This window comes from Paraglaciecola sp. 25GB23A, assembly GCF_040012495.1.
GTDB lineage: Bacteria > Pseudomonadota > Gammaproteobacteria > Enterobacterales > Alteromonadaceae > Paraglaciecola.
Window position 1 is genome coordinate 1 of the sequence record NZ_JBDYKM010000033.1, and the last position, 26,986, is coordinate 26,986.

Genomic DNA, 26,986 nt, shown 5'->3' on the forward strand with positions numbered 1-26,986 from the left:
GAGTATCAATAAGACTGATTTGGCTTTGACGTGATTGCGGCATGACAGACCATCCGTGGTTGTTTGAACCTTTAAAGGGTAGTTCAAACCTGTTTTTTTGCCAGTTTATGATGGGTGTCATATTAATGTTGGTAGTTCAAAACTGACTTTTTGCCAGTTTACTATGGCTGTCTCAATAATGTTGGTAATCGTAAGGTATCCAAACTAGCTTGATTAACTCACTTGTTGGCTTCTCGACAATGATAAAGCCACTGGGGGGAAATAATGAGCAATATCAACAAAACTAATGGTGTTAAAATGGATGCAAGCACACTAAATAGCGCATAATTTAATACATAAGGATGCTCTGGGTTTTCTTCGGTATAAGACAGGAGAAGCTTATCGCCAGTCTCGATAAGCCCTATAGCTGAATATACATGTGAATTGACTGAAATCCAGTAATCATGGTTTTTGACTGAGTATTCAATTAATATTTCATGACGCTGGGGTGTAATCTGTGAAACGTTATAGTTGGCAGGCCTCTGACGTTCTATGTTGTATTCGATTACTTGACCAAAAGTGCTTTGTGAGAACCAATATGCCAATAGCGGCTTAGCACTAAGCAGCAATAATATAACGAAGCCAAGAAGGCCAATAAACATGCTTACACCCAGTTTTTTAAGCTTATTTATTTGCTGCATATGCCCTCTACAAACCTTTTTATTACTCAGCCGTAGCGATATGTACTATGTCTACATTGCTGCAAAGCAGTCAATCGCTGGTTTTAAATGAATGCCTTCTTCGCAGCTATTTATCAACCTTTAAACCCCAGCTTGAGCTGGATTTGCGACTAACAATTTGCCGCTCGCTTGCCGCTACTTTTCCCCCCATACCGCGTATTCATTGCCGTTAACATCAGCAAAGTGAAAACGTCGGCCGCCAGGAAAGTCGAATGTCGCTTTAACAATAGTCCCACCAGCGGCTAATATTGCTTTTTGCGTCTTCGCCAAATCATCACTGTATAACACGACTAAAACACTACCGGTTTTGGTCGATACCTGTTTATCTGACGAGAAAAAACCACCGTTAATGCCCGCATCTTGAATTGCCGCATAGTCATCACCGTAGTCGACAAACGTCCAACCAAAAACAGTTTTAAAAAAAGCTTTGGTAGACGCTAAGGCTTTAACCGGAATTTCGATATAATTGATTTTATGATGCAAAGACATAACTCACTCCAATAAACTAGACTGCGCAATCTTAGCAAGGAGTAGCCGGTTTCGAAATGTATATTTACGGGTGGACTAAGTCACGAACCCCACCCGCAATTAACTAGTAGCCATTAAAACTTAGCACTTACCCATGCCCATAACTTGTCTGTGTCCACTTTGCCACTGTCACCTGAATATGCTGCGTATTTGATGCCAACTGTATAGTTAGCGCCATAAGCACGAACGTAACTTGCATCAATTTCACTGCCTAAATCATCGATGCTTGCACTGGCCTCATCCGCTGCAAATGTATGATAGGCCAGAAGCCATTTACCACCCATTGCGCCACCAGCAATAGAGGCATAGGTATCAACCAAACCTTGTGCTGGGGTATTTAAAAAGGTATCCGCCCAACCATTGAACTTATGCAAGGTTGCCAGTGGAGTAGCAAAACCATAGCTGCCATTATCAGAGCCCAGTACTTCATAACCCAGTTTGCCGGTAATGCCGCTCAGCACTGCACCGGCTTCTAACAGCATATAGTGAGCATCAAAATTAGCTACACCTGTCTCACTTGACTGGCTGGCATATTCCGCTGCATATACGATTTTAGTGTCACCGACCATGCTGCTGCCGACAAAACTAACACCATAGGTATCTAAGGCGTTGTCGGTACTATTGTCTAATTCCAATAAATAGCCATAAGCGGTCAACTTACCAACACTGGTAAGGTATGCGGCATTAAGTAGGTGGTCTTTACTGTCTTGATCCTGAGCTTCAGCAAAAATACGATTACGCTGAGTTAGGTAGGCATAATTCAGAGTTAATGCGTCAATTGGATTGTACTTGCCACTAAAGCCATCAAAGGTTTGCCGGTCTTGACGCCATCCCACATGGCCAATATGCCGTTGTCCGTCCCACGCGATGACTTGACGGCCAATTTTAGCGCTAAAGGTGGCACTCGAATATTGTACAAATCCCTGATCCAATTCGGTATGTTCAGGATCAGCGATGACCGAATAAATCCCACTTTGATAAGCGGTTTGCGGCACACTATAATCACCCTGCCCTAAGACAATACGGGTATCTTCCATTTCAACCATGGCAGACCAACCACTGACATTGCCGGTTGTGTATGATAAACGAGTACGTAAGGTGAGCGCATTAGCGTCTTGTAGAGCGTTATCTTGTGCCACGTTTTCATAACGTAGATTAAAATCTGCGTTAGTTTTACCACCGCTTAGTGCAGAGGTGAAGTCCTCAGCCCATGAACCACCACTAATGCTCGTTAGCCCAACAAGGACAGAACATGTAAGGGACTTACGCTTAAAACACTGTTTAACATTTTTCATGATTTATCCTCAATTTTTAGGCAAAAAAGTCCACTGACGCTGCTAAAAGCGTCAAAAATTTAGTTATTGGCGTAAATAGTTTGCTTAGTTAAAAGCGACTTACATTAGGCTTTATGCAGCATTATCATTTGCTACCGAAGGTTGTTTTTGTGCCATACGATGGCTACTGACCGATTCAACTTTGCGCTGTTTTTCGTATAAGAATTTCAACACTTGGTGGCGATAATGGTTGTATTGAGGGTTGTCAGCCAAGGCAATGCGATTGCGGGGTCTTGCAAGATCAATAGTCAAAATCTCACCAATGGTTGCTGCAGGGCCGTTGGTCATCATTACAATACGATCTGACAACAATACAGCTTCATCCACATCATGGGTGATCATGATCACGGTATTACCTAATTCGGCATGAATTTCCATGACAGAGTCTTGCAAATGAGCACGCGTTAAGGCGTCAAGTGCACCAAAAGGTTCATCCATCAGCAATACTTTGGGCTCCATTGCTAATGCACGGGCTATGCCCACCCGTTGTTTCATGCCGCCAGAAATTTCAGAGGGAAGTTTATCCGCCGCATGACTCATGTGCACAAGCTCAAGATTATGTTCAACCCATTCACGAATTTCTTTTTTACTCCGCTTTTGCGAGGTTTGTTTAACCGCCAATTCAACATTTTTATAGGCGCTTAACCACGGCAACAAGGAATGATTTTGAAATACCACCGCCCGCTCTGGACCAGGTTCGTTGACCTCTTGATTATCCAAAATAACCCCACCTGCCGTTGCCTGATAAAGCCCTGCAACAATATTCAAGACGGTTGATTTTCCGCAACCAGAGTGACCGATTAACGAAACAAACTCGCCTTTTGCAATACGTAAATTAACATCCTTTAAGGCAGAAAATGGCCCCTTAGGCGTAGGGAAATCCATACCTACTTGGCTTAACTCTAGTTGATGCTTGTTTATCATAACCTTACCCTTTTTAACTAAGCGAAGAATTAACGTAATACCGCGGTTTTATCCCAACTGACTTTTTTCTGCAGCACTAACATTAAGCGGTCCAAGGCAAATCCAATCATACCGATGGTCAGCACGGCCACCATAATTCTGGCTAATGACTCTGAACTACCATTTTGAAATTCATCCCATACAAATTTACCTAAGCCAGGGTTTTGAGCCAACATTTCAGCAGCAATCAGCACCATCCACCCTATGCCTAACGACAAGCGTAAACCGGTAAATATCATGGGGATTGACGACGGCATGACAATTTTCAGCACATGCGCCATAGGTCCTAAACGCAATACTTTGCTGACGTTTAATAAGTCTTTATCAATACTAGACACGCCTACAGCCGTGTTGATTAAGGTTGGCCATAAACAACACAACGAAACAGTAACTGCCGAGGTAATAAACGACTTAGAAAACATCGGGTCAGTACTGACATAAACGGCACTCACCACCATAGTGACTAAGGGCAACCAAGCCAGCGGCGATACGGGTTTAAGTAACTGAATAAGCGGATTTATCGCACTGTAAGCCGCTTTACTTAATCCGCACAGAATCCCCAAAGGCACTGCAATTAAAGAGGCAAACAGAAAGCCGACGGTAACCGTGTATAAACTAGTCCAGATTTGCGCAAAAAAAGTCGGGGGACCAGTAAAGTCCCGTATCTTGGCATTATAACTGGGATCTTGGGCTAATCGTTCGGCATTACGCTCATCTTGGCGTTGATAAAACTCACTGGCTTTTTCTTGCTGAGCAGCATGTTCATCAATCAAGTTTAAAGCCTGCTCCCAAACAGCTGCTGGCCCGGGAAATTCACCTAAAGACGTATCAATATTTTTGGCAACGATACTCCATAAGCCTAAGAATAGAATGATACCTATTGCTGGCAGTGCTGCTTGCCCTAACCAGCTAGCAATTGACTTCAGATTAAGGCTCTTAACCGCCAGTAAGTTGAGCGGAAGAGCTAGAGTTTTAGACATGTCAATTTCCTCTTGAGCGAGGTGAGAACACCTCGCTATTGTTGAACCTTTTTACAGTGTGGCATCGCCTTTTAAACCAATTTTAAATTGATCTAAATACGCATTAGGCTCTGAACCGTCATACACAATATTGTCAATAAAGTCAGCTTGTGGGGCTTTAAAACCGCTCTCACTGGCAAATTCTGGAAAATCGCTCACTTGGGCTTTACCTTCGGCAATTAAGGCCAAAGCAGCTTGCGCATAAATATCAGGACGATACACTTTTTTAGCGATATCTTTGTACCAACTATCTGGTTTTTGCTCGCCAATTTGCCCCCAACGGCGCATTTGGGTTAAATACCAAATGGCGTCACTGTAATAAGGGTAGGTAGCGTTATGCCGGAAAAATACATTAAAGTCAGGTACATCGCGGATATCACCTTTTTCGTATTCAAAGGTTCCGGTCATACTATTGGCGATAACCTCTTCATCGGCGCCCACATACTGACTTTTAGCCAGTATCTTCACGGCTTCTGGTCGATTAGCATTGTTGTTGGCGTCTAACCACATAGCAGCACGTATCATGGCTTTAACCACACGAATATGGGTATTGGGATATTTGTCAGCCCACTCTTTACTCACACCAAAGACTTTTTCTGGGTTGTTTTTCCAAATTTCATAATCGGTGATCACCGGCACACCAATGCCTTTAAACACGGCTTGCTGATTCCACGGTTCACCTACGCAATAACCGTGAATCGTGCCGGCTTCCATAGTGGCTGGCATTTGCGGTGGGGGTGTTACTGATAACAAAGCGTCTGCATTAATTTGCCCGCTGGTGTCGCCCTTGTCGGGAGCATAATATCCTGGATGGATCCCCCCTGCTGCTAGCCAATATCGTAACTCATAGTTGTGGGTTGAGACCGGGAATACCATGCCCATTTTGAACGGTTTACCTTTACGTTTAAAATCATCCACTACCGGTTTAAGGGCATCAGCTTTGATTGGATGAATGGGTTTACCATTTTCCATTGGTACATGGGGTTTCATTTGCTCCCAGATTTCATTGGAAACCGTTATCGCATTGCCGTTAAGATCCATACTAAAAGCAGTAATAATATGAGCCTGAGTACCAAAACCAATGGTTGCACCTAAAGGTTGACCGGCTAACATGTGAGCACCATCTAATTGCCCATCAATAACCCGATCAAGCAGGACTTTCCAGTTTGCCTGTGCTTCTAAGGTCACATACAAACCTTCTGCTTCAAAATAGCCCTTTTCATAAGCCACAGCTAGCGGTGCCATATCGGTTAGTTTGATAAAACCAAACTTCAATTCTTCTTTTTCTGGCCAGCCCAATGGCTCTGCTTGAACTGCACCAACTAACGACATTAGGCTTACACTGCACGTCAGTGCAATGGTACTAAGGCGTAACTGGCGAACGGTACCCTTTACATTTTCTAGGAATGCGGTGCTCTTCATGATTTTCTCCAATTTTAGCCAAAAAAAAACCCACACAGACTCCAGGACACGGAAAGTCTGTATGGGCTACATTGCCTTATTGTTGCCTAGCATCGATGCTAGACGAACAATAATTGATTTATATTGTTTTTGTTTTTATCTTAAATGCGTTTAAAACACATTTGACTCAATATTGTTTTGCAGGATAGATGCCAACATTTATAACCCTTACATATCAACAACTTAAATAAAAACATTCGAATTAACTAATAATGACTCTTATCAACTTAGTGCAACTTGCCCTAACACTGTGCTACGCCAAGTTGCCTCCTAGCTTAAATAAAGATCAACTTATCCTGAATGTCTGAAAAACTGCACTTTTTGATCCTCCAAGGTCAACCGCATTTGATGATAAATATCAGGTCTAAACACTCTTTTAACTAAATCAGGCGGAATATCGATGCCCGCTAACTGTCCGGCATTATGCATCTGACTCATCAACCATTCGCCCCGCACATATTCAGGGATATTAATCGAGCCATTGTTTGACTTAGAAAATTGATTATATGAGGGTATTGCCCTGGGCGGCATACTAATATGGGTAAGACAACTCCCTATCAGCGAAGGCGCGATAACATCAACAGAGGCATCAAGATAACGTTCAGCTGACAATAAACGCGCCGCTTCAAAACGATTAGGAATACACTCCAGCCAAATACAAGCTTGTTTTAAAGCCGCTGTTAGTGCCAAGACGGTGTTAGGATTAACTTTGTACCAACTCTCTAATAATCCTAACACTTTTTCGGGTGAATCCTGCCAAATGTCAAAGGAGGTTAAAGCGGTTAAGCCTGTCCCTGCCCTGACCGCTTTAGCATTCCAGGGGCCACCCACGCAGCAGCCATCAATTTCGCTACTTTGTAAATGGGCCACCATATTCGCCGGCGGTACCACGATGATATCAACATCGTTATCCGTAATATTTGCCGAGGCTAACCAGTCTCTAAGCTGATAAAAATGACAACTGTAGGGAAACACCGTCGCAAATACCAATTTAGGTCGTTGCTGCGCTTTTCGAGTGGCTATCACCTTTTGTAGTAAATACGCTGCCATGGGTAAGGTAAGATGGGTGATTTTATTTTCTTTAATCACTTCTTGATGGAGCTTTTCTGACAAGGTAATCGCGTTACCATTTAAACTCAGCACCAAGGGGGTAATGACCGCGGTCGGCTGACAGCCGAGTCCAAGTGTACTAGCCAGTGGCATAGGTGCTAACATCTGCGCCGCATCTAACAAACCCGCATGTAATTTATCGCGTAAAGTCGCCCACGAGTTTTGTTTTTGCAAGGTGACATTTAAGCCCCACTGGCTAAAAAAACCCAGCTCCTTGGCAACAATCAAAGGCGCAGAGTCCGTCAAGGGAATGAATCCCAAGGTCAAATTAATTTTTTCTGGTTTTATCATAATTGTGCCTATCTTTTCTTTAGCCTGACAAAATCACAATGTACTTAATAGCGAGATTAAGGTTTTTGCTACATCATCAAGCTTTTGGCCGGTATCCATTGCGGTTTTGCGCATCGCTCGAAACGCATCATCTTCACTTAAATTTTTCTTTTTCATTAACAAACGTTTGGCTTGATCAATAATCTTACGCGACGCCAACTGCTGCTTGGTATCGGTAAGCTCATTTTTTAATTTTTGAAATTCTCTAAAACGGGCGACGGCAGCATCTAAAATGGGCTTTACTCTAACGGGATCAATATCTCCCACCACATAAGCACTGACACCCGACTCAATAGATTGATTGATGGTGTGTGTGTCGTTTTGTGTAGCAAACATCACCACAGGTTTAGGGTTAAAATGTGAAATAGCCTGTAAACTTTCTAATATATCGCGACTGGGAGATTCAATATCCATGACTATAATATCAGGTTGAATCTCATCAACTTGCTTAAGTAGTGACACACCAGGACTGGCTAAATGACTAATGCGATAACGGGAGTTATTGAGTGCGCAGCTGATAGATTCAGCTCGTTGCTCATTTTCATCAATAAGCAATATGCACAGCTCCGCATCCTGATTGAGCGATGAATTGTTTGCTGTTGGGCGCAGGGGTTTTGCTGACATGATTGACTTTTTAACTTTGTGGCTACTTATCACTTCATATTGCAAACCCTAAGCCAATAAGTTTGAACATTGATTAAATATCAGGAATGTTCTTTATCTTATATTTTGTGCCAAAAGCAACAGCTAAAGTGCACAAAAATACCGCGTTTTCGAACAGTTCTTACCGTACCTTCAGCCCTACAGTTAATTTTTACTCGCTCATTTGCGTTTACCCTTGTTTAAAATTGGGCTTATCTAGCTGATATATAAAATAATATTTATTCATGACTTAGGTAAGGACTGTGATATCAGGCGTAGTCATAATCACCGACTAACAAATCCTTGATTGATAAACTAAATGTTATTTTTTTGTGTCATTTGGCCGTGCAGTTGCACCAAAATATGGCACAAGGGAAATTTAAGAATGTAAATTTGTGTCGATAAAATAGCAATGTATGAGATCGATTGCAGTTACGTCAGTCAGCGTTTTCAGCGTAAACTCGCAGTACCAAGCTTGGCTTATTAATGTGCGTAAAACTTACCTTGAGTATTAAATACCAAAGATGACTCAAGTTTGGGTAATTTCAAGGGCCAGGTAGTACTGCGCGCCTGCCAAAGTTGCATTGCTTGCAGTTGTGCACTGGGCCACGGCAACTGCTCAGTTAAGACCAACATAATAGCCAAAGTGCCTATAATAGCTTGCTCTGCATAGGTATCTTGAATTTGCCCACACCAAAGGTCGACCATCTGCGCAACCACCAACTCTTTGGGTTTTAGGGCCCAACTTTGGGTGGAAGAACGTAATTCCATTGTTGTTGCTTGCCCGTGCCGTGCCAAATGTAAGGTCACATCACGTTCCGGATTAAACTCAACTTCTCCTCCCTCACCACGAAAACAGACAATATTGGCTGCTTTTAACAAGCAGGCTGTTTGACTGTGTTTTTCATCAACATTACGATGAAATACGCCCTGTAAACTGAAAGGAGCACTGATTGGATTAAGCATACGGGCCAAAGTATTTGCACAAGAGCGCAAGCCAAATTGCTCGCGTAACTGAATAATCTCTTCAAGGGGAGAATTAAACGACGCTAAATCCATATAAGCCAAACCCACCTGCTCTAAACTACTGCGAGCATCGTCAACCGTGGTAGATACCAACAAGCCTAATTGCGGCAATACTTCTTTTAAATACAAACGCTTTGAATCAGGCTCATGAGTACCGTGCATAAACACACGTTTACCGCTTTGTGCCAGTAATAAGGATGCCAATAAAAACCAGGGCAAATGTCGCCTTTTGCCGGCATAACAGCCCATATCTAAATCAACATTCAAACCCGCTAAGTCTGGGTGGTTGAAGGCTCTAAACGCTAAGGTAAAACCCGCAAGTTCTTCGGCCGTTTCTTCGCGCACCCGCAGCAACATTAAAAACGCACCTTTTTGTTCAGGTGTCACTTGCCCATTAATCACCATGCTCATCGCTTGTTGCGCTTCACTTATCGTTAATGTGCGTCCGGCCCGTTGGCCGCGGCCAATAAGCCGGATAAAGTGTTTGAAATCTGTAATTTGCTCGTCTGGCATAGGTCAATTATTCGCTAAGAGTGATAGTTTGAGCAAGGTAGCAGCAAACCGAAAACAAGGTGACACATTCTCAGTTCTGTCCTCTGACCGGCACAATTGAATTTAATCCAATTGCACAACTGAAAGGCCTTTGTTATCTATTCGCTTATTGCTGATATGTGTGTGGCTTGGCAGGCTTTGATGCTGTTTAAGCAACTGACTCAACTCTGCCTTACATGAGCCGCAATTTGTACCACATTTTAATTTTTCACCCAAGGCATCGACAGTCTGACATCCCGCAACTATAGCTTGCTTAATGGTGTTTTCGCCTACTTTAAAACAACTGCAGACCAAAGAACCGGTATTAAAATTTTCAGCCGCTTGGCCGCTGAGTAAGGCATTGATTGAATCTTCATTAAGGGCTTCTTGGGCAAACAATTGGCTGATCCAATTTTCATCCATCTCAGCATGAGGAGCACTGCTGATAAAAAGGGCTAAACTAAACTTGCCATCACTTAGTGCATAAATATTTTCTTGCTGATCTACTTGAGCAGCCATCCACTCGTCATAGCGTGGTAAGTAAGCTTGCAGTAACTGCTTAATTTGAGTGGCACTTTGATTGCTAGCAAAATTAATCAACTGACCTTGGGTAAGCGGTGTCGCTACAAAGTAGTCAAAACAAGCGCGTAATACCGTGGCCTGTAATGGATGTTTGATAAACAACTGGCCTTGGCAAACAAACTTGACTTTAGTCATACAAACCGCAGCATGTTTTAATTCTGGCTGGCCCGACAACTCATCGTTAGCATCTGTATACAAAGCGGCGATCGCACTATGCGAGGCGTTGACGCCGCTCCAATGAATAGGAGCAAAAAGCTCTCCCCTGCGCTGTTTGCCATCCAGATTTACTCTCAGTACGACCTGACTTTTTTCTGTCGTATGACCAGCGCTTAGCTTAACCAAGTCATGTTGTTCAAGATCTAGATGTGCTGCATCAGCAGGGTGTAAGGCAAGTTTAGGCTCAGAAATATGGGCTGTCAGTTCACTGCTGTTTCCCGTACGGGTCATGGTATGCCACTGATCGCGAATACGGCCACTATTAAGTACAAAAGGAAAATTTTCTGAGGTCTGTTGCTGCGGCTTTTTAAGCTCTAGAGCAATAAACTGTGCTTTACCGCTTTTGGTATAAAAATGACCATCTGTAAACAAACGAGCAGTCCCTGCAGGTTTTGCTGCAGTAACAGGCCATTGTATCGGCCTTAATTGTTCATACTGCTGGACACTGAGTTGGCGTAAAGCAGTCAAATCTAGCGCACGGCTACCATTATTTTGCTCGGCGCTTAAACCGACATATTCGCTGAATATTTCATAGGCTGATTGGTAAGCAAAACCTTGGGTAAATCCCATGGCTTTGGCCACATCACAGATAATTTGCCAGTCATGTTTAGACTCAGCAAAAGGTGGTAATACACCTCTTTGCCGAGAAATGCGCCGTTCTGAATTAGTTACAGTGCCATTTTTCTCTGACCAGCCAGTCGCAGGTAAACATACATCAGCCAGCTCAAGGGTATCGTTATTAGCAACGCAGTCTGAGACCACTACTAGCTCACACTTTTTCAAGGCTGCGATAATTTTGTCACGATTTGGCATGCTCACCACAGGATTGGTGGCCATGATCCATACCGCTTTGATGCTGCCATCGTGAATTTTGTCAAACAAATCCACTGCTTTTAGACCTGCTGAACGAGCAATCTTGGGCGACTGCCAATAGTCTTGCACTAATTGGGTATGTTGTGGGTTTTCAAGATCCATATGGCAAGCAAGCATATTGGCCAAGCCCCCGACCTCTCGCCCGCCCATTGCATTGGGCTGTCCGGTCAACGAAAAGGGGCCACAGCCTTCGCGGCCCAATTTACCTGTGGCTAAATGACAATTAATAATGGCATTGGCTTTATCTACACCACTGGTGGACTGGTTAACCCCCATAGAATAAGCCGTGACGACCTTATCTTGCTGCATAAATAATTGGTAGAACTGTCTTAATTTTGTGGGACTGATATCACACTCGCGGGCTACTTGGCTTGGGGTCCATGGCTCACTGAGGGCCAAGGCTGACTCAAATCCTTCCGTAAAATTGCTTATATAGGCCTGATCAAGGCCCTTATTAGCGGCCAAATAGGCCAATAATCCATTAAATAATGCTACATCACTGCCCGGTTTAATGGCTAGATGTAAATCAGCCAACTGTGAACTGGCGGTAATACGTGGATCAATTATCACCACTTTTAAAGCGGGATTTTGTTTTTTCGCGCGCTCAATGCGCTGGTACAATACCGGATGTGTCCAGGCTGCGTTAGACCCCACCAAAACTAGTAAGTCAGTTAGTTCTAAATCTTCGTAACAACACGGCACGGCATCAGCGCCAAAGGCTCGTTTGTAAGCGGTTACCGCAGATGACATACACAAACGTGAGTTAGTATCAATATTGGCACTACCGATATAGCCTTTCATCAACTTATTTGCCACATAGTAGTCTTCGGTCAACAATTGCCCCGATACATAAAATGCCACCGCTTGTGGCCCATGTTTGGCGATAATATCGCTAAAAGTATCCGCCACTTTGGCAATAGCCACGGGCCAACTGACCGACTTACCAGCGATCTTAGGTTCCTCCATGCGCCCTACTGTGCCGTTGGTTTCTAATAATTTACTGCCCTTAACACATAAGCGGCCGAAATTGGCAGGGTGTTCTTTAGTACCGCTTATGGCGCTTAGTCGCGCAATGGGTAGCTTGCTCAGTGAGGCCTCTAGGTACTCAACTGATATGTCAACACCGCAGCCCACCCCGCAATAAGGACAGGTACTCGACACGAGACAGGCGCCTTGGTTTAAGGTGTTTTTACTGATAGGAGCTATTGGCAGACTGTGCGACATCGGCTAACTCTACTTAACTAACTGAATTTGGACTAACTGCTGCTCAATACGTATGGGATACACCCGCACACTGAACTCGTCTGAATCCAAACAAGCACCGCTTGTAAGACAATAATGTTGTTTATACAAAGGTGATGCGACCGTTATGGTATCGCCAACAGAGGCCAGTAAGCCCCGATACAACACATTGGCCTCACCAATAGGATCCCAATTACTGATGGCAAACAGCTGTTCATGTTTAGCCTGTTTAATTTTAAATAAAGCCACTTGCTGCTCGTTAACTAAGGCACATACACCTGAGTTATCAACCAAATCGCTGGCTTGACATACGGTTAACCAATTTGTTGCATTTGTCATTATCAGCTCCTTACACCAGTTCAGTGTTGTTGGCTTTCGCCTGATGTACTTGTTGGTATGTCAGCTTTTCTTCAGCCGTTGCGGGGCGTATTTGCTGTCTTTCTTGCACAAATACAATATTGGTGTCGGTTTTATCGCTGTTAACAAACTGACGGAAGCGTTTACGTGACTCCTCATTTTCAAGGGCCGTCTTCCATTCACATTGGTAAGAATCAACTATGTGCTGCATCTGAGTTTCTAACTCAATACCCAGGCCCAATGAATCTTCAATCACCACTTGCTTTAAATAGTCTAAGCCCCCTTCGAGGTTTTCCATCCATACCGAGGTACGCTGCAAGCGGTCAGCGGTGCGGACATAAAACATCAACACGCGGTCTATATATTGCACCAAAGTGGCCGTGTCTAAGTCAGTAGCAAATAGATCGCCATGACGAGGTTTCATGCCGCCATTACCACAAACATAGAGGTTCCAGCCATTTTCAGTGGCGATGATGCCGATATCTTTACTCTGAGCTTCAGCACATTCTCGGGTGCACCCGGATACCGCAAATTTTATCTTGTGCGGAGCCCGCAAACCTTTATAGCGATTCTCTAGTTCAATCGCTTGCCCGACCGAATCTTGTACCCCATAACGACACCACGTGCTGCCCACACAAGATTTAACGGTACGTAATGATTTGGCATAGGCATGGCCTGTTTCAAACCCTGCATCGATTAAAATCTTCCAAATATCAGGCAGTTGATCAACCCGAGCACCAAATAAATCGATACGTTGGCCGCCGGTAATTTTGGTATATAAATTATATTTTTTGCCCACTTGGCCCAGCACTATGAGTTTATCTGGGGTAATTTCACCGCCAGCAATACGCGGAATGATGGAATAGGTGCCATCTTTTTGCATATTACCTAGATAGGTATCATTGGTGTCTTGCAGACTCACGTGGTCGGGTTTTAAAATAAATTCATTCCATACGGAAGCCAAAATAGAAGCAATCGCAGGTTTACATATTTCGCAACCAAGGCCCTTGCCGTGTTGTTCAATCAAGGTCTCGAAACTTTGGATTTTAGCTACTTTGACCAGATGAAAAAGCTCTTGACGGGAATACGCAAAATGTTCACAAATGTCTTTTTTTACTTCGACACCGCGTTTGGTTAATTCATTATCACACACACTTTTTAGTAAAGCTGAACAGCCCCCACAACCGCTACTGGCTTTGGTACAAGACTTAATATCAGCAACACTGCAGGCGCCGCCATCAAAGGCTGCAATAATGTCGCCCTTAGATACATTGTGGCAGGAACAGATGGTCGCAGTAGCAGGCAAAGCATCAGCCCCCAAACCAGGTTTAGCAGCGCCATTGGCGGGTAAAATCAAACTCTCAGGATGTTCAGGTAAATCAATGCCGTTTAACGCATATTGCAACAAGGTATCGTAGTCAGACGTATCGCCCACCAATACGGCCCCGAGTAGTTTTTGTTTAGTGGCATCTACCACTATCTTTTTGTACACACCCAAGGGTTGGTTTTCATAGGTGTAACATAAGGCACCTGTTTGTTTTGCATGGGCGTCACCAATTGAGCCGACTTCAACCCCCATCAATTTTAATTTGGTGCTCATGTCTGCACCCAAAAACGTTAGGTCTCCACCCAAAATATGTGTAGCGGCAACCCTTGCCATGGTGTAACCCGGCGCCACGAGACCAAAGATAAAGTTATTCCACAGGGCACATTCACCAATAGCGTAAATATCCTCGACATTGGTTTGACAATAATTATTCACTTTGATGCCACCACGTTCACCGATGGCAATATCAAACTCTCGGGCTAAGGCATCTTGTGGGCGGATACCAGCTGAAAACAAAATCATGTCAGTTTCTAAAAACGAGCCATCGGCAAAACACATTTTGTAGCGACAGTTTTCGCCTTTTTCTATCACCTGGGTGGCTTTTTGGGTATGCACCTGCACGCCCAATGCCTCAATTTTACTGCGTAATAAACGGCCACCACCTACATCAACCTGTACCGCCATTAACTGCGGAGCAAACTCCACAACATGAGTTTTTAAACCTGCTTCTTTTAAGGCATTTGCCGCTTCTAAACCCAACAATCCACCGCCAACAACCACACCAACGTGGCTCACCTTAGCCGCAGCACTAATGGCCTCTAGGTCTTCAATTGTGCGGTAAACTAAACAATGGGGCTGATCATTACCAGGAATTGGCGGCACAAAGGGAAACGAGCCCGTGGCTAATACCAGCTTGTCGTAAGGTAAGATCTCACCTTGTGCGGTAGTGACCGTTTTGGCTAATTTATCAATATTAACCACCGCAGAATCAAGCTTAAAATCAACTTGATGTTGTTGATAATACTCGGGTGTTGTCAGTGCCAGCTCTTGTGCGGTTTTACCTGAAAAATACTCGGATAAATGTACCCGATCGTAAGCCAATCGAGGCTCTGCAGACAAGACTGAAATATGCAATGGCGACTGATCGGCCCTAAGATTATTATTGTGCTGAATTAACTGCTCAACAAAATGATGGCCAACCATGCCATTTCCGACTACGACAATACGGTTTGTTTGAATGCTGACTACTTGTGCTGACATTGACATATCTCACCTTTGGCTAAAATGATGACAAAAAAAACCCGCGTCACTGATACGAGTCAGTGACGCGGGCTTCTTTGCCGGACTCAAACCAACGCAGTTGTTGCTTTGAGTCAAAATAAGTTACAAATAAATCGACGATTAATTTATCTAAGTATTTTTAACTTATACAGATTTAATGCCAAAAATTAAAACCTTAAATTTCAATAAGTTAAATATAAACATATACTGACTGCACGGCATGCACGTTATAATTTGGTGCAAACGTTCTACGATAGCGCAATCCCAAAAGCGCAAACATAGTTTGCTCATACTTCACAAACAACGCTATCCTTGGCCTTCTTTTTTAACCTTGATCAAATGGAAATTTAAAAAACATGAAGTTTAACAAACTATGTAGTTTATTATTGTTAGCCACTGCAACATTATCAGTGCAAGCGGCTTCGGTATGGAAAGTAAGTTCAGATAAGCACACGCTTTATATTGGCGGCACCATTCATATTCTTAGTCCAGAAGACTATCCCCTACCTAGCGAATACGATGTTGCTTATGAGGCTGCCGATAAAGTGGTATTTGAGACCGATATGGTTGCGGTTAACGGTCTTGAGTTTCAACAAAAAATGATGGCAAAGTTAGTTTACTCTGATGGCACTACCATCGATAAAGTTTTAAACGCCGATACCTACGCAGCGCTTAAACAGCATATGGAACAGCGCAATGTACCCATAGCAGCAATGGCTACCTTAAAGCCCAGTTTAATCGCTATCACGCTAAGTATTATGGAGTTACAGGCCCTTGGATTTACCAGCGAAGGGGTTGATCAGTTCTACGCGAACAAATCACAAGCCGATGGAAAACCCCAATCGTGGTTTGAAACACCTGATGAACAAATCGACTTTATCGTAAACTTAGGTAAAGAAGATGAAAGCGGCATGATCGACTACGCCATTAAAGATATCAAAAAATTACCTGAAACCATCAACGCCCTTCGTGACAGCTGGCGTGAAGGCGATATGCAAGCCATGGCAGACGTATCAATCGATGATTTCAAAGCAGATTATCCACAGATTTATCAAGATCTCTTAGTTGATCGTAACAATAATTGGTTGCCTAAAATTGAAGTCATGTTACAAGATCAACCTACAGAGTTCATCTTAGTTGGCGGTCTGCATTTAGCCGGCCCTGATAGTGTATTAACTAAATTAGCCGCAAAAGGTTATAAAATCGAAAAACTATAAGCACTGTATCTACACTGCATTTTAGGTAAATAATAAAAAGGCGCTGAGTTGCTGCAACCCAGCGCTTTTTTTGTTTGTTCAAAAAGGCGCCAAGCAAACACTCAACCATATTGCTAAAGGCAATTTCGTTTAGACACACCGATCGCAAGAAAAAGCAGAAAAATAATTCAGACAAAGAGATAGACACTAAGATAAGTGAGCTTTTGTAGGATTTGCTGATTAGCAATGTTTGACAGCTTCAGATAAAAAAGCAATTGAACCCCAGCCTCTTAATCTTTTTTAGGAGCTCCTTCAGGCCCGAAAAAACAGCCTAAAAAATCTATATGGTATGGGTCACAGAAAAACATAACAAGTAAAGTCCAGCATAGCCCTTCTGGCTTTAAGCGCTTAGGCGCGCATCTACTTTAGGACTTACTTATATGCCGTAATGATATCGGAGTTGTGCGATTAGAATAGAGCCATCTTGTTGTTTATAAACTATCCGATGTTCATCATTTATACGACGAGACCAATATCCACACAAACCATGTTTTAAAGGCTCTGGTTTTCCAATTCCTTCATTAGGTGTTTTTTGGATATCTTTAATTAGCAGGTTTATTCGCTTTAGTATTTTTTTGTCTGTTGTTTGCCAATAAAGGTATTCTTCCCAAGCTTTGGTTGAGAAGGTCAGTTTCATTCAATAAGCTCTCGTTCAGCTCCTTTGCCGGTTTCAAGCTCGGCAATTGATTCTAAAAGGACTCTAGCATTTGCTGGAGATCTCAGTAAATATGTAGTTTCCTGCATTGCGTTATAGTCTTCTAATGACATCATAACAACGGGAGCTTCACTCTTACGGGTAATGATAATTGGTGCGTGGTCATTACAAACATTCGCCATTGTATTTGCTAAATTTGCTCTAGCTGCTGTATAACTTATTGCATCCATGGTAACTCCAAAGTGTTCATGTACGTTAATTTGTACAGGATAGCCCAATGGCAAATAACAAGCAATTCAACAAGGGCAAAAAACAGCGGGCTTTTGTCACTTCGTTCCTATTTTAGCCCACTATTTTTTGCTCGTTAATTGGGCGTTAGGTTTAATTGAAATGAACAACCATTGTGGTATCTGCAATAGAGCATTAGACAAAGAGAATGACCCGTTATCGGCAGATTGTGGTGGAGATTGTTGGGCTGCATTGGTGAACAAGAGGCTGAGATGGGAGGTGAGCAATCTATTGCAATGCTAAGACAGGAATTTAAGGATGGTTTAAGGGACGCTTGGTTGCCTTCACCAACGGTCACCACTATAAGTAAAGTTCCATCTGTTGAAATTCGTCTAGAAAACCCGCTTGGAGATCCTTGTAAGCATCAAGAGTTTGCTGTTCTTCTTTATAAAGAGTCATTGTTTGGTCGAAAACGAATCTATGTAAATGAGCAAGCCGTGACGGACGAAAATGGCATATTTACAATAAAAATAAAGAATCCGAAGCAACTGAATAATTCATTGTGTAAAATCCAACGAGGCAATACATCGTGGTTCTGCCCTGTAACAAGTATTTAAACCTAAAAGTAAACGGATACATAACAGTTGGCTGTGCTCATTATTCGCTATTAGAGCCAACTTTTATTTAACCGCTTATGAGGCGTTAGAAGTCCATGGAAAATTATGCCTCGTCGTAGAGAATTGAAAGGAATTACACTAAATTTCACTAAGTTATTAAACCAAAGGAACAATGACTTTTTGGGGTATTGGGCTGTTGGTCAACTCTGTTTGATAGCACAAGAAAATGATGTAGATTCGATAAAATTGGATTTAGTTAATTACAAAAGTAATTTAAATCTACCTACACTAGTTTCAATGTGTCAGGTTATGAGAACTAATTTAAATCGTATGCTTGATGCACATAAGATCCCTGAAAAATGGATTCAAGCTATTTCAGCTGAGTTCCGTTTCAATCAGGAGTACGAAAAAGAGTATCACTATTGGCGTTCTGCACTAGGCGAGCCCTATTTAGTTCAGTTGAAAATTGAAACGGATTTAGCTTATGTTCATTCAGCTATTCAAGGTGGCAACGTAAGGCCTCATGATCCAAAAAAAGAACAACGCAGAAGCGACTTCTAACAAGCCATGTTAGCGTGAGTTCACTCTCTGGCTTTCGAGCAAAATACTCCCCCCCTACTTCGGGCGTTGTTATGAAAAGAAGTTAATGTGCCATTTACACCCTTCCACATTGGGCTTGGAATTCTAGTTAAAGCACTATTGCAAAGTAGCTTTAGTTTAATGGTTTTTGGATGGACGCAGATCGTAATGGATATTCAGCCATTAATTTTTCTTATCTCTGGTGAGGGGCATCTTCACGTTTTTTTTCACACGTATATTGGCTCAACCTTATTGGCTATTGTAGCCGCGCTTTCTGGTCAATACCTTTCGCAATTTGGTTTATGGTTACTCCAAGTTCGGCCATCAATACCTGTTAACATCCCTTGGTGGGTAGTATTTCTCAGCGCTTTTATAGGCAGCTTTAGTCATGTGCTATTAGACAGTATTATGCACTTAGATATTCAGCTATTTTTTCCAATTACTTTAAATAACGCCTTGCTAGATGTTGTCTCAACTCCAGTTTTACATAAAATTTGGTTGTATTCAGATTTGGCAGGTGCAGCCTTGTATTACTTTCTGCAGTGGCGTCATAAAAATACATAATCGAGTAGCGGCAGATTTGTAGCCACAAGCCCAGCATCACTTTTCACCGAGACATCGATCCAAGTGGCTTCGCACAGAGTGTTTACTAAAATATTGAAAGCATTATGGTCGTTTAGCGGTTTGAGTTGATGGCAATCAAAAAGCTAAGGCATGGATATATCAGAGTTTAATTGGATAACTGCCGTTTTCTTGTTAAGTAAATATCTGGAAGACAAGACGCGCCCGCCCAAATAAGTGCATAAACTATCTCTGCATTGCAGTATCATCTTTGGTGGGGCTTAGTCCGCTTAGCTTTGTTAATAATATTTCCAATTTTTGTTTAGAGGATAATCATGATTTTGGCATTTCTTATTAGCTCATTGGCAGCTATTTTATGGTTGGTGGGTTTGGGTATATTATTTGCCAAATCAATAAAACCATCAACCTTTAGAGGTTCTCATAAAGACGGTGCGATAGTGGTTTTTTTCTCATCATTTGCGCGGGCCGTTTATATTAAAACGATTGTAATGAATTCAGGTAGTGAAATAATTATCGCAAGGTTTTGTTTAGGTTTTTTAATACTTTTCTTTGTATCATTTATTATCGCGATAAATGAGGTTATTCAATATCATGCATAACGTAACCATGAAGTAAGACAGATTTAAGAGTTCGTACCCGTCGCTTATTTTTATTAGTAACATCTAATATCAGTAACTATGGAGAAATAGGTGAATATCAATAATTTTTTGGTACCTTAAAAGAGGATCTATATTGTATTAGTTTCAACTCTTTTTGTTCTATTTCTTCCTTTTATTGCCATGCAATTTACTAACGAAATTAGTTGGGGTACAGATGATTTTGTTGCAGCAGGCGTGGTACTTTCTTTTTTTGGTTCTCTATTTATCGTTTTAACAAAGACGTCTAATAGTTAAATAAAAAATGTAGTTATCGCTACCTAAGTTTTCGGTTTGTTAGTTTTAATTTGGGTAAACCTTATTTAACTTTTTAATATATTTGCAGATACAAAGCGAGGCCTGTCGTACTTTTCTTTGCTGGTCGCAATCGACCAAGAATCTAACAAAGCGAAATCGAAACATTAGTTATTTTGGAGTATTCATGAATTGGTTAAAGCTTTCAAATAGCGAAATAATGGCACTAGTTACTCCTATAATGGATAACCTTATGGATGCTTCTACTGAAATTAATCACGAAAAGCATGTGCGAGATTTCAGTGACAATATGAAAAGTATCGTAAGCAAAGATGAACTTGAAAAGCAGTGTAAGGCATACCAAGAAACGTTGGGCTTTTTCTCAAAACGAGAGTTAGTAGGTGTTTTTAGGAAAAAAGGGGATGTTAGAGTTTTTTGGAAACAATGGTATTCAAAGTCAGATGATGAGTTTCTTGCTTTCGTTCACATTGTGCAACGCAATGGCAAGTTAGAAGTTGTAAATGCTTCTGTGTCATAGTAAAACTCCCAATCGGTTAGCTCATAATACTTCAACGTGCCCCAGCCTTTACTATGAGCATTTGACTACTATACCGCCTTCTGACCTCTGCTTAATCATTAACAAAATCCCCCCTATTGACCCTAAAAATATTTAAACTAGCCTGAGTTATTGGGGCATATTGTTAAGCCTAATGACGGATTACACATAGCGAAAGGCCTTAACTGACATAGAGTAAAGGCCCTAATTTTGTCTGTTTATATCGCTAAGCTGCTTATATTATTTGGGACCTAGGCATTTTGTAAGTTGACAACATAACGTCCAACCACTTGGCTTTTCAAGAAGCGGTCTAAGTACTCAGGCGTTTGTGCTAGTGATATTTCTTGCTGATAGCTTTCTAAATTAGGCAGTTTCATGTCAGTGGCAACACGCTGCCAAATATGTTTTTTATCGGCAAGAGGAATGTACACTGAATCGACACCCAGTAATGACACACCACGAGTAATAAAGGGGATTACATTCATCGAAATTTCAGCTGAGGCAGCCAAACCGACCGAGGCAACACCGCCTCCTGGTTTTAGTTGCTTTAATAAGCCAGTTAAATAATTGCCCCCTAAGGTATCAATACCATGGGCCCACTTAGTTTTGCCTATTGGCAAATCCTGTACTTCTAAAATAACATCTCGGTGCAGTATTTCGGCCGCGCCTAAGGCCTTTAATTTATCTGATTGCTCAGGCTTGCCAGAAAATGCCACTACGTCATAACCTAACTGTTTAAGTAAGGCAATGCTTATACTGCCTACACCGCCGGTAGCACCGGTCACAGCGACGGGACCATCACTGGGCTTTGCTCCCATTTTTTCCAGTTTCTGAATACACAAGGCAGCAGTTAAACCACCTGTACCGTATGTCATCGCTTCTTTTAGCGTAAGTGTGTCAGGACAAATAACGGCCCATTTAGCTGGAATAGAAATCATTTGACCCAGGCCGCCAGGAGTATTCATGCCTAAATCGTAGCCAAACACCAAAACTTGCTGCCCCTCTTTGAAGGTGCCTGATTTGTCGCTGACAACTATTCCAGCGGCATCAATACCTGGCGTATGCGGGAAGTGCTGGCTAATACGCTTGTTGCCGCTAGCCGACATTGCGTCTTTATAGTTCAGCGATGAATAATGTACATTGATAAGCAATTCGTTGTCAGGCAGGTCGTTGAGACTGCGCACTGCAATGCTTTTACTAAAGCTTTTGTCATCTTGCTCTTCAACCAATAATGCTTTAAATGTGGTGGATTGAGTCATGAATAAAATACTCCTGTTAAAGGGAAATGGGGCAAATGTCGAAATACAACATTCGTAAAAGAGTTCAGGCAGGATAAACACTATACCACAACGATACAACAGGCTTACCTTAAGCATCAGCTACGCTGACCTAACAGCAAACAAACACATAAAATTGTTTTGTCACATCTACAGAGGGTGAACCCAAAGTATCTACAATTAGGATGTTTGGGGTGATTTAAAGCAGCAGACCGTAATTTTAGCCCTCAGTATTTTATTAAACAAAGGCAAAGACTATAAAATATTTATCAACCTTGGCAAAGCGGGGTTACACCGTTTTAGTCTATAGTTAAACCCCATTTACGCTTAATCGCTGCATAGGTGCCGTTCAGTTTAAGTGCAGTTAATCCCTCTGCTAATATTTTTACCGTACTAATCGGCGTATTGTGGCCTGTGGCAAACTGTAGTTCGTTAGATAATTCTGTAACATCAAGTATATCCTTGGTCTGCTCTGGATCATATCCTGCGCTTTTTATTTCATAAGGGCTGGTTTCAAAGTTTGATAAGACCAAGTCCACTCTGTCATTAAATAGTAGCCCCCACATTTGACTCGCGTTACTGGCTAAAACTAAATTACTACCTTCCTCAAAGCCATTATTGATTAAATAGGTAGCAGAACCATAACCTCTAACAGACCCTACTCGCAGCTTAACCGCATCGCCCAGTTCGCTTACAGAAAGTTTATCGTGACTTTTCAATCCGATTAAATGAGCTTTAGCTTGATGGACTTTACCGATCCACTGGAATTGAGGTTCACGGATAGGAGTTTTAAGTACGGACAAAAGAATAACATTAGGCTCATTCAGGCTCATTTCATAAGCTCTAGCCCAAGGTATAAAGGCGATGCTGGCATCAAGTTTAGTATAGTTAATAAGAGCTTGGGCAAGCTCAACCAAAGCGCCGGTTTTGTGCTGCTCATCTTCTAATACTATGAGTGGCGGTACAATTTCACCGACAAATAAAATTTCTTGTGCCACAACATTCACTGTAGATAGTAGCGATAAGAGACAGGTCAAACAGATGTGTCGCAGTTTTGATAAAGTGTTTTTCTTGTACGTGGATAACAAATACAGCATGAATATCCGACTCCAACTAAATTGCATGGGCTTAGCCTGTTTAGCTTCGCCTCTGCAGCTTAATAGGATATTTGTAAAATTTCCATACTTACTATTGATTGACTCCCTGAGGAATAACACAAACTCAATAATAAGGAGGCAGAATTCCTTGGGCAATATGTTCATTATTTTGCTCAGTTGACTAGGGTAAGTGTTCAATAAACGTGCTATATACCTTATTACGGTTACAAAATAAAAAATTGAGATCCGCTTGTTTAGCATCGCCTTTAATTTTGAAATTTTAATCACGTCTCGATTTACACGTCTTATTTTTATTTTGCTATTCATGTTGCTGCTTGTCATGGGTGTTACTAGGCCAGCGCAAGCAGATACCCAATGGCCAGTGACTGAATTCGAAATTTTTGAAGGTCTGCCTTGGGGTTCTTCAAATTGGTATGAAGCTAACTTAGGAAGAAAATTAGGTAGACATAACCTAGAAACAAAAACGCCAGCTAGCGTGCCCTTGACGGCAAAATTAAAAAAAGACATGGAGACTTACCTTCATCAAGTCGCCTTAAAAATGCAAAAGTTAGATTTGCCGCCTCCTTACCTGGAACCCGTCATCACTCGTGATGACGGCACACAAGCATTTCGAATTTATTACTTCGATTTTAGCAAAGAAAATAACTCCGATCCTGCTGACTATGCAGTTGCATCTTATGCCTGTAAGGATGAAACAGCCCAGCGCCGAATTATTAAAATTAACGCATCTAGATTGATTTCTGCCAAGACCGGCGGGATTACTGACAAAGGCTATGTTGATTTAGCCCACGAGCTTTTTCACACTGTACAACGTGGTAGTCAATTTTATGATGCGAATTGCGAGCCACCAAACTGGCTCACCGAAGGTATGGCGGAAGCGATTGGTACGGATATAGCAGTCGAATTAAGACGGGTTAAACCGGCACAGTTGGCGCGCTGGGGTTTACGTCATTATTACGAACGCCTTGCCGTAGATGGCAATGCGAATGTCAATCCTGCGAGAGCCCATTCTTATGCAACTAGCTCATTTTGGCGTTACTTGGCTGAACTGGCACACTATCGGAAGAGTCTTATACCAAGTGAGCGCTGGCCCCAGGCCAGTGTGAACTCACCCCGTTACGGGGTGGATTATAAGTATGTAAGCCGGCTATTAGGCAGTGCTGAAACCCTACCCGACCAACAAGAAATATTGGATTTTTTGAATAATTTTCTGCTGGCTGATCCGGCCTTTACCATGCGGCTCTCCAGTATTTACCCAGTTTTTGCGGCCACCTTCGCCAATTATGGTTTAGAGCGGGTAATCGATGATCGAGATGCTAAAGTAATGCACAACGGTTGGATAAAAAAGGCTTTTGGTGAATGTCCAATTATTACTCTTGATGCAAGTAATACGGTCGGTCGCGCGCTGCTCCCACTTAATCGAATAACAGGTCGTTGTGTACATATTAATATTGGCGCAATTAGTACGCCGACAACAATTATGGATGTCAGCACATTGGTCCCAAATAAGGCAATCGGTGCGCAACTTTATTTAGGTACAGCAGGTGGTAAAAGTGTGGCACAAGCTATAGTCAAAACAGCTGGAGCGGCTGGTTATACTGCCAGCTGGGATCCATTAGTACAAGCCGGTGACTCTTTTGATCTGGTTTTTACCAATATCGCTGATAAACCACGAGCTACTTTGTTAGTTGATCTTACAGTCCAATTTTCCCTACCGGGTTCAAGCAATGATCAGGTATCAACCCCTCCACAAGCGATTAAAAAGCAAAAGAAGAAGCCAAAAAACCAACGAGCTGAGACTGATATTAAACCAGACAGCCCGGCGCAATCTTCTGGCAGTACGACAGTGTCGAGTTCATGTGATGACGAGATACCAGAGCAAGGTTGTGGCTGGCCCGCCAGTGAATTTAACGGCTATTGTGGCCCTTCAATGAATATCGATTTACATACATTACCCGTCGGCGTGGCAAACATGAGCATGATGGGCAGTCCGCTGGGTTTAATGAATCAGGTATTTAATACTGTTGCGGGTTTTATGGGGCCTGAAAACGACATGTCGAATATGCCCGATGCATCTGAATTTGATACCTTGCGGGTTAGCATTGGGATCCCCCTACCCAATTTTGGCGAAACCCCAAGCTATAGCAACGCAGCAATTCACGTAGAAGGTGGTGGTTGGCCCAATAGCGGCACCTATGGTCCGCGTGATATTTTATCTGGCTCGCAAACCTACTTTGCACCTTCAGGCCGGGTTGTATTAGAGGAATACTCTGCCCTACTCTTGCGTGGCTCCTATGAGGCGCGACTAGTCGCGCTGCCCACACCCTATGCCGACAAAGCAAACTTTATGGAATTACCCGTAATAGGAACATTAAAAGGTCGTTTTTTAATTCCACGCCCATGTGGAAAAGGTATTGATGAGGAGGAAGAAGTCGAAATCGATCGTCAACGCGTAATGCAGGATGTCATGGCAAATTTTGCCCCGACTAACATGCTCATTCCAACCGATACAACAGAAAATACAAGCCCCTCGCAGAGCAGTCAAACCTCAGGTTTTGCTTGCGATTGTTCTTGTAGCGGTATGCGCAGTTCAACCGCAATCTTAGACGCCCTAGAGAGTGCGCCTGACGCTAAAACCATGAGCCTAGCGATGTGTATGTTAACCTGCGCCGCGCAATATCAGCAGTGTGATGAGGAAGAATAGTTGACCGGCTAAATCAACCAGTGCATCGATGCTAGATAAACGCATTTAATATTTTTAACTTAGTGTAAGCAATGAGACGAAATCTATAAATTTATTGAATAGAATTTCAGATAGGCTAGTCGTGCTAAGAATTAGATATAATGCATTTTGTTATCGAAATCTTTGCTCATGATATTTATCCAATAAGATGAGATGTACCTAGGATGTCGATAGACTCCTATTTTGAATGTCTGTTGTATATATTAGGTATAGCGTTTATTGTCTTTGTACTCATTGAGCAAATCTTAAGAGATAACTGATAATGCTAGTAACTTTTTCCTGTAGGGCCACTGCCAACATAACAATGTTCGGAGATGTAGCAGTCCAATTAATAAAAATGATGGAACATAGCGGAACCGTCCCCAGTGCGATACTTGCAAAAGATGTCGCATCTGCTCTGAGGCATCTGGAAGCTGCGCTCGCTACAACAAAGGAAAAATCTAAACCAGAAGTGTCTGAAGAGGATAACGAGGAAGGTTCTTTTGTTAGTCTCCCTAACCGCGCCTCACCTTTGATCGCCATGCTGGAGGCCGCAATACAGGATGAGAGTAATGTTAGTTGGACAAGTAATAGCTAGTCGACTATCGCGTCAATAATTAAGACCAGAATAAAAGGGGTTTTAATAACAAGACAGCCAATTTTAGAAAACATAACATCTGTTTACTCCAAGATTTTCCAGAAACAAACAGAAATAGCCGAAATGGCCTATTTTCTTATTAAAAAAGACTGATTTGGTTTGAGAAATCGCAGGTAAGGCTAGATTTAGCGTTTAAGTCTAAATGTCGGACAGCCTTGTTGAACAACTGGGTGTTGCTTTGTGTTTTTGTAGGAAGTTGTCGAGCTTAGGCGCGTTGTAATAAAGCTTTAGCCTGACTCATTCCGCGTATTCGTTGGTGGTTGGTATTATTTTTGTATTGTTGCAGCATCTGCTCGCTACCCACCGC

The 26,986-nt window shown here is 42.3% G+C and carries 24 protein-coding genes; 8 read left to right on the forward strand and 16 right to left on the reverse strand.

The genetic code is table 11. The features are described 5' to 3' along the window. Window positions 1-218: 218 nt before the first annotated feature. The 12 genes from ABKW31_RS21350 to nirB form a co-directional block, all read right to left on the reverse strand. Complete coding sequence (locus ABKW31_RS21350; RefSeq protein ID WP_348618687.1) at window positions 219-680, reverse strand: hypothetical protein; 462 nt, start codon at window positions 678-680, stop codon at window positions 219-221. Between the two features lie 174 nt (window positions 681-854). Beyond that, a complete protein-coding gene (locus ABKW31_RS21355; protein WP_348618688.1) occupies window positions 855-1,208 on the reverse strand; it encodes a VOC family protein in 354 nt (117 codons plus the stop codon). 113 nt (window positions 1,209-1,321) lie between these two features. Further along, window positions 1,322-2,542: an alginate export family protein gene (locus ABKW31_RS21360; protein ID WP_348618689.1), complete on the reverse strand. Its 1,221-nt coding sequence runs from the start codon at window positions 2,540-2,542 to the stop codon at window positions 1,322-1,324. Between the two features lie 111 nt (window positions 2,543-2,653). Beyond that, window positions 2,654-3,505, reverse strand: a complete 852-nt coding sequence (locus ABKW31_RS21365; RefSeq protein WP_348618691.1) for an ABC transporter ATP-binding protein — start codon at window positions 3,503-3,505, stop codon at window positions 2,654-2,656. A gap of 29 nt (window positions 3,506-3,534) precedes the next feature. Then, window positions 3,535-4,524 (reverse strand): ABC transporter permease, encoded by a 990-nt coding sequence (locus tag ABKW31_RS21370; RefSeq protein WP_348618692.1) that lies wholly within the window; start codon window positions 4,522-4,524, stop codon window positions 3,535-3,537. Window positions 4,525-4,575: 51 nt separating this feature from the next. Further along, window positions 4,576-5,985: a CmpA/NrtA family ABC transporter substrate-binding protein gene (locus tag ABKW31_RS21375; RefSeq protein WP_348618693.1), complete on the reverse strand. Its 1,410-nt coding sequence runs from the start codon at window positions 5,983-5,985 to the stop codon at window positions 4,576-4,578. Between the two features lie 330 nt (window positions 5,986-6,315). Beyond that, complete coding sequence (locus tag ABKW31_RS21380; protein WP_348618694.1) at window positions 6,316-7,425, reverse strand: CmpA/NrtA family ABC transporter substrate-binding protein; 1,110 nt, start codon at window positions 7,423-7,425, stop codon at window positions 6,316-6,318. A gap of 33 nt (window positions 7,426-7,458) precedes the next feature. Beyond that, the gene (locus ABKW31_RS21385; protein WP_348618695.1) at window positions 7,459-8,088 is read right to left on the reverse strand and encodes an ANTAR domain-containing protein; all 630 of its coding nucleotides are present in this window, start codon (window positions 8,086-8,088) and stop codon (window positions 7,459-7,461) included. A gap of 501 nt (window positions 8,089-8,589) precedes the next feature. Beyond that, on the reverse strand, window positions 8,590-9,645 hold the full coding sequence (locus ABKW31_RS21390; protein WP_348618696.1) for a glycosyl transferase family protein: 1,056 nt from the start codon (window positions 9,643-9,645) through the stop codon (window positions 8,590-8,592). Window positions 9,646-9,747: 102 nt separating this feature from the next. Further along, window positions 9,748-12,558 carry a molybdopterin-dependent oxidoreductase gene (locus ABKW31_RS21395; RefSeq protein ID WP_348618697.1) on the reverse strand — a complete coding sequence of 937 codons (2,811 nt, stop codon included), beginning with the start codon at window positions 12,556-12,558 and terminating at the stop codon, window positions 9,748-9,750. 9 nt (window positions 12,559-12,567) lie between these two features. Further along, a complete protein-coding gene (gene nirD, locus ABKW31_RS21400; protein WP_348618698.1) occupies window positions 12,568-12,915 on the reverse strand; it encodes a nitrite reductase small subunit NirD in 348 nt (115 codons plus the stop codon). 10 nt (window positions 12,916-12,925) lie between these two features. Continuing rightward, window positions 12,926-15,520 (reverse strand): nitrite reductase large subunit NirB, encoded by a 2,595-nt coding sequence (gene nirB / locus ABKW31_RS21405; protein WP_348618699.1) that lies wholly within the window; start codon window positions 15,518-15,520, stop codon window positions 12,926-12,928. A gap of 377 nt (window positions 15,521-15,897) precedes the next feature. On the opposite strand from nirB, the gene ABKW31_RS21410 reads away from it, so the two are divergent. Then, window positions 15,898-16,758, forward strand: a complete 861-nt coding sequence (locus ABKW31_RS21410; protein WP_348618700.1) for a TraB/GumN family protein — start codon at window positions 15,898-15,900, stop codon at window positions 16,756-16,758. Between the two features lie 415 nt (window positions 16,759-17,173). Here the strand turns inward: ABKW31_RS21410 and ABKW31_RS21415 are convergent, their stop codons facing one another. Together ABKW31_RS21415 and ABKW31_RS21420 are read right to left on the reverse strand one after the other, a co-directional pair. Next, on the reverse strand, window positions 17,174-17,434 hold the full coding sequence (locus tag ABKW31_RS21415; RefSeq protein ID WP_348618701.1) for a Txe/YoeB family addiction module toxin: 261 nt from the start codon (window positions 17,432-17,434) through the stop codon (window positions 17,174-17,176). Then, window positions 17,431-17,682 (reverse strand): type II toxin-antitoxin system prevent-host-death family antitoxin, encoded by a 252-nt coding sequence (locus ABKW31_RS21420; protein ID WP_348618702.1) that lies wholly within the window; start codon window positions 17,680-17,682, stop codon window positions 17,431-17,433. Before ABKW31_RS21420 ends, ABKW31_RS21415 begins: the two co-directional genes overlap by 4 nt. A 270-nt stretch (window positions 17,683-17,952) precedes the next feature. Between ABKW31_RS21420 and ABKW31_RS21425 the strand changes: the two genes are divergently transcribed. From ABKW31_RS21425 to ABKW31_RS21445, 5 genes are all read left to right on the forward strand, one after another. Continuing rightward, entirely contained in the window at window positions 17,953-18,297 is a 345-nt protein-coding gene (locus ABKW31_RS21425) for a hypothetical protein (protein ID WP_348618703.1), read from the forward strand. A gap of 105 nt (window positions 18,298-18,402) precedes the next feature. Beyond that, window positions 18,403-18,858: a hypothetical protein gene (locus ABKW31_RS21430; protein WP_348618705.1), complete on the forward strand. Its 456-nt coding sequence runs from the start codon at window positions 18,403-18,405 to the stop codon at window positions 18,856-18,858. Window positions 18,859-18,945: 87 nt separating this feature from the next. Next, window positions 18,946-19,440: a hypothetical protein gene (locus ABKW31_RS21435; RefSeq protein WP_348618706.1), complete on the forward strand. Its 495-nt coding sequence runs from the start codon at window positions 18,946-18,948 to the stop codon at window positions 19,438-19,440. 332 nt (window positions 19,441-19,772) lie between these two features. Then, on the forward strand, window positions 19,773-20,057 hold the full coding sequence (locus ABKW31_RS21440) for a hypothetical protein (RefSeq protein ID WP_348618707.1): 285 nt from the start codon (window positions 19,773-19,775) through the stop codon (window positions 20,055-20,057). A gap of 478 nt (window positions 20,058-20,535) precedes the next feature. Continuing rightward, a complete protein-coding gene (locus ABKW31_RS21445) occupies window positions 20,536-20,886 on the forward strand; it encodes a hypothetical protein (RefSeq protein WP_348618708.1) in 351 nt (116 codons plus the stop codon). 269 nt (window positions 20,887-21,155) lie between these two features. Here the strand turns inward: ABKW31_RS21445 and ABKW31_RS21450 are convergent, their stop codons facing one another. Then, complete coding sequence (locus ABKW31_RS21450; protein ID WP_348618709.1) at window positions 21,156-22,163, reverse strand: YhdH/YhfP family quinone oxidoreductase; 1,008 nt, start codon at window positions 22,161-22,163, stop codon at window positions 21,156-21,158. Window positions 22,164-22,480: 317 nt separating this feature from the next. Then, a complete protein-coding gene (locus ABKW31_RS21455) occupies window positions 22,481-23,179 on the reverse strand; it encodes a transporter substrate-binding domain-containing protein (RefSeq protein WP_348618710.1) in 699 nt (232 codons plus the stop codon). Window positions 23,180-23,618: 439 nt separating this feature from the next. Here ABKW31_RS21455 and ABKW31_RS21460 point away from each other — a divergent pair, with 439 nt between their 5' ends. Together ABKW31_RS21460 and ABKW31_RS21465 are read left to right on the forward strand one after the other, a co-directional pair. Further along, complete coding sequence (locus ABKW31_RS21460; RefSeq protein WP_348618712.1) at window positions 23,619-26,003, forward strand: hypothetical protein; 2,385 nt, start codon at window positions 23,619-23,621, stop codon at window positions 26,001-26,003. Window positions 26,004-26,304: 301 nt separating this feature from the next. Continuing rightward, window positions 26,305-26,619, forward strand: a complete 315-nt coding sequence (locus ABKW31_RS21465) for a DUF1840 domain-containing protein (RefSeq protein ID WP_348618713.1) — start codon at window positions 26,305-26,307, stop codon at window positions 26,617-26,619. Window positions 26,620-26,986: the final 367 nt, after the last annotated feature.

Bases quoted from the DNA above. Each gene is read 5' to 3' on its own strand.
- ABKW31_RS21360 (WP_348618689.1), bottom strand. From the start codon at position 2,542: ATGAAAAATGTTAAACAGTGTTTTAAGCGTAAGTCCCTTACATGTTCT.
- ABKW31_RS21365 (WP_348618691.1), bottom strand. From the start codon at position 3,505: ATGATAAACAAGCATCAACTAGAGTTAAGCCAAGTAGGTATGGATTTC.
- ABKW31_RS21460 (WP_348618712.1), top strand. From the start codon at position 23,619: ATGGGTGTTACTAGGCCAGCGCAAGCAGATACCCAATGGCCAGTGACT.
- ABKW31_RS21390 (WP_348618696.1), bottom strand. From the start codon at position 9,645: ATGCCAGACGAGCAAATTACAGATTTCAAACACTTTATCCGGCTTATT.
- nirB (WP_348618699.1), bottom strand. From the start codon at position 15,520: ATGTCAGCACAAGTAGTCAGCATTCAAACAAACCGTATTGTCGTAGTC.
- nirD (WP_348618698.1), bottom strand. From the start codon at position 12,915: ATGACAAATGCAACAAATTGGTTAACCGTATGTCAAGCCAGCGATTTG.
- ABKW31_RS21440 (WP_348618707.1), top strand. From the start codon at position 19,773: ATGATTTTGGCATTTCTTATTAGCTCATTGGCAGCTATTTTATGGTTG.
- ABKW31_RS21395 (WP_348618697.1), bottom strand. From the start codon at position 12,558: ATGTCGCACAGTCTGCCAATAGCTCCTATCAGTAAAAACACCTTAAAC.
- ABKW31_RS21430 (WP_348618705.1), top strand. From the start codon at position 18,403: ATGCCTCGTCGTAGAGAATTGAAAGGAATTACACTAAATTTCACTAAG.
- ABKW31_RS21370 (WP_348618692.1), bottom strand. From the start codon at position 4,524: ATGTCTAAAACTCTAGCTCTTCCGCTCAACTTACTGGCGGTTAAGAGC.
- ABKW31_RS21355 (WP_348618688.1), bottom strand. From the start codon at position 1,208: ATGTCTTTGCATCATAAAATCAATTATATCGAAATTCCGGTTAAAGCC.
- ABKW31_RS21380 (WP_348618694.1), bottom strand. From the start codon at position 7,425: ATGATAAAACCAGAAAAAATTAATTTGACCTTGGGATTCATTCCCTTG.
- ABKW31_RS21425 (WP_348618703.1), top strand. From the start codon at position 17,953: ATGGGAGGTGAGCAATCTATTGCAATGCTAAGACAGGAATTTAAGGAT.
- ABKW31_RS21415 (WP_348618701.1), bottom strand. From the start codon at position 17,434: ATGAAACTGACCTTCTCAACCAAAGCTTGGGAAGAATACCTTTATTGG.
- ABKW31_RS21450 (WP_348618709.1), bottom strand. From the start codon at position 22,163: ATGACTCAATCCACCACATTTAAAGCATTATTGGTTGAAGAGCAAGAT.
- ABKW31_RS21375 (WP_348618693.1), bottom strand. From the start codon at position 5,985: ATGAAGAGCACCGCATTCCTAGAAAATGTAAAGGGTACCGTTCGCCAG.
- ABKW31_RS21410 (WP_348618700.1), top strand. From the start codon at position 15,898: ATGAAGTTTAACAAACTATGTAGTTTATTATTGTTAGCCACTGCAACA.
- ABKW31_RS21445 (WP_348618708.1), top strand. From the start codon at position 20,536: ATGAATTGGTTAAAGCTTTCAAATAGCGAAATAATGGCACTAGTTACT.
- ABKW31_RS21350 (WP_348618687.1), bottom strand. From the start codon at position 680: ATGCAGCAAATAAATAAGCTTAAAAAACTGGGTGTAAGCATGTTTATT.
- ABKW31_RS21385 (WP_348618695.1), bottom strand. From the start codon at position 8,088: ATGTCAGCAAAACCCCTGCGCCCAACAGCAAACAATTCATCGCTCAAT.
- ABKW31_RS21465 (WP_348618713.1), top strand. From the start codon at position 26,305: ATGCTAGTAACTTTTTCCTGTAGGGCCACTGCCAACATAACAATGTTC.
- ABKW31_RS21420 (WP_348618702.1), bottom strand. From the start codon at position 17,682: ATGGATGCAATAAGTTATACAGCAGCTAGAGCAAATTTAGCAAATACA.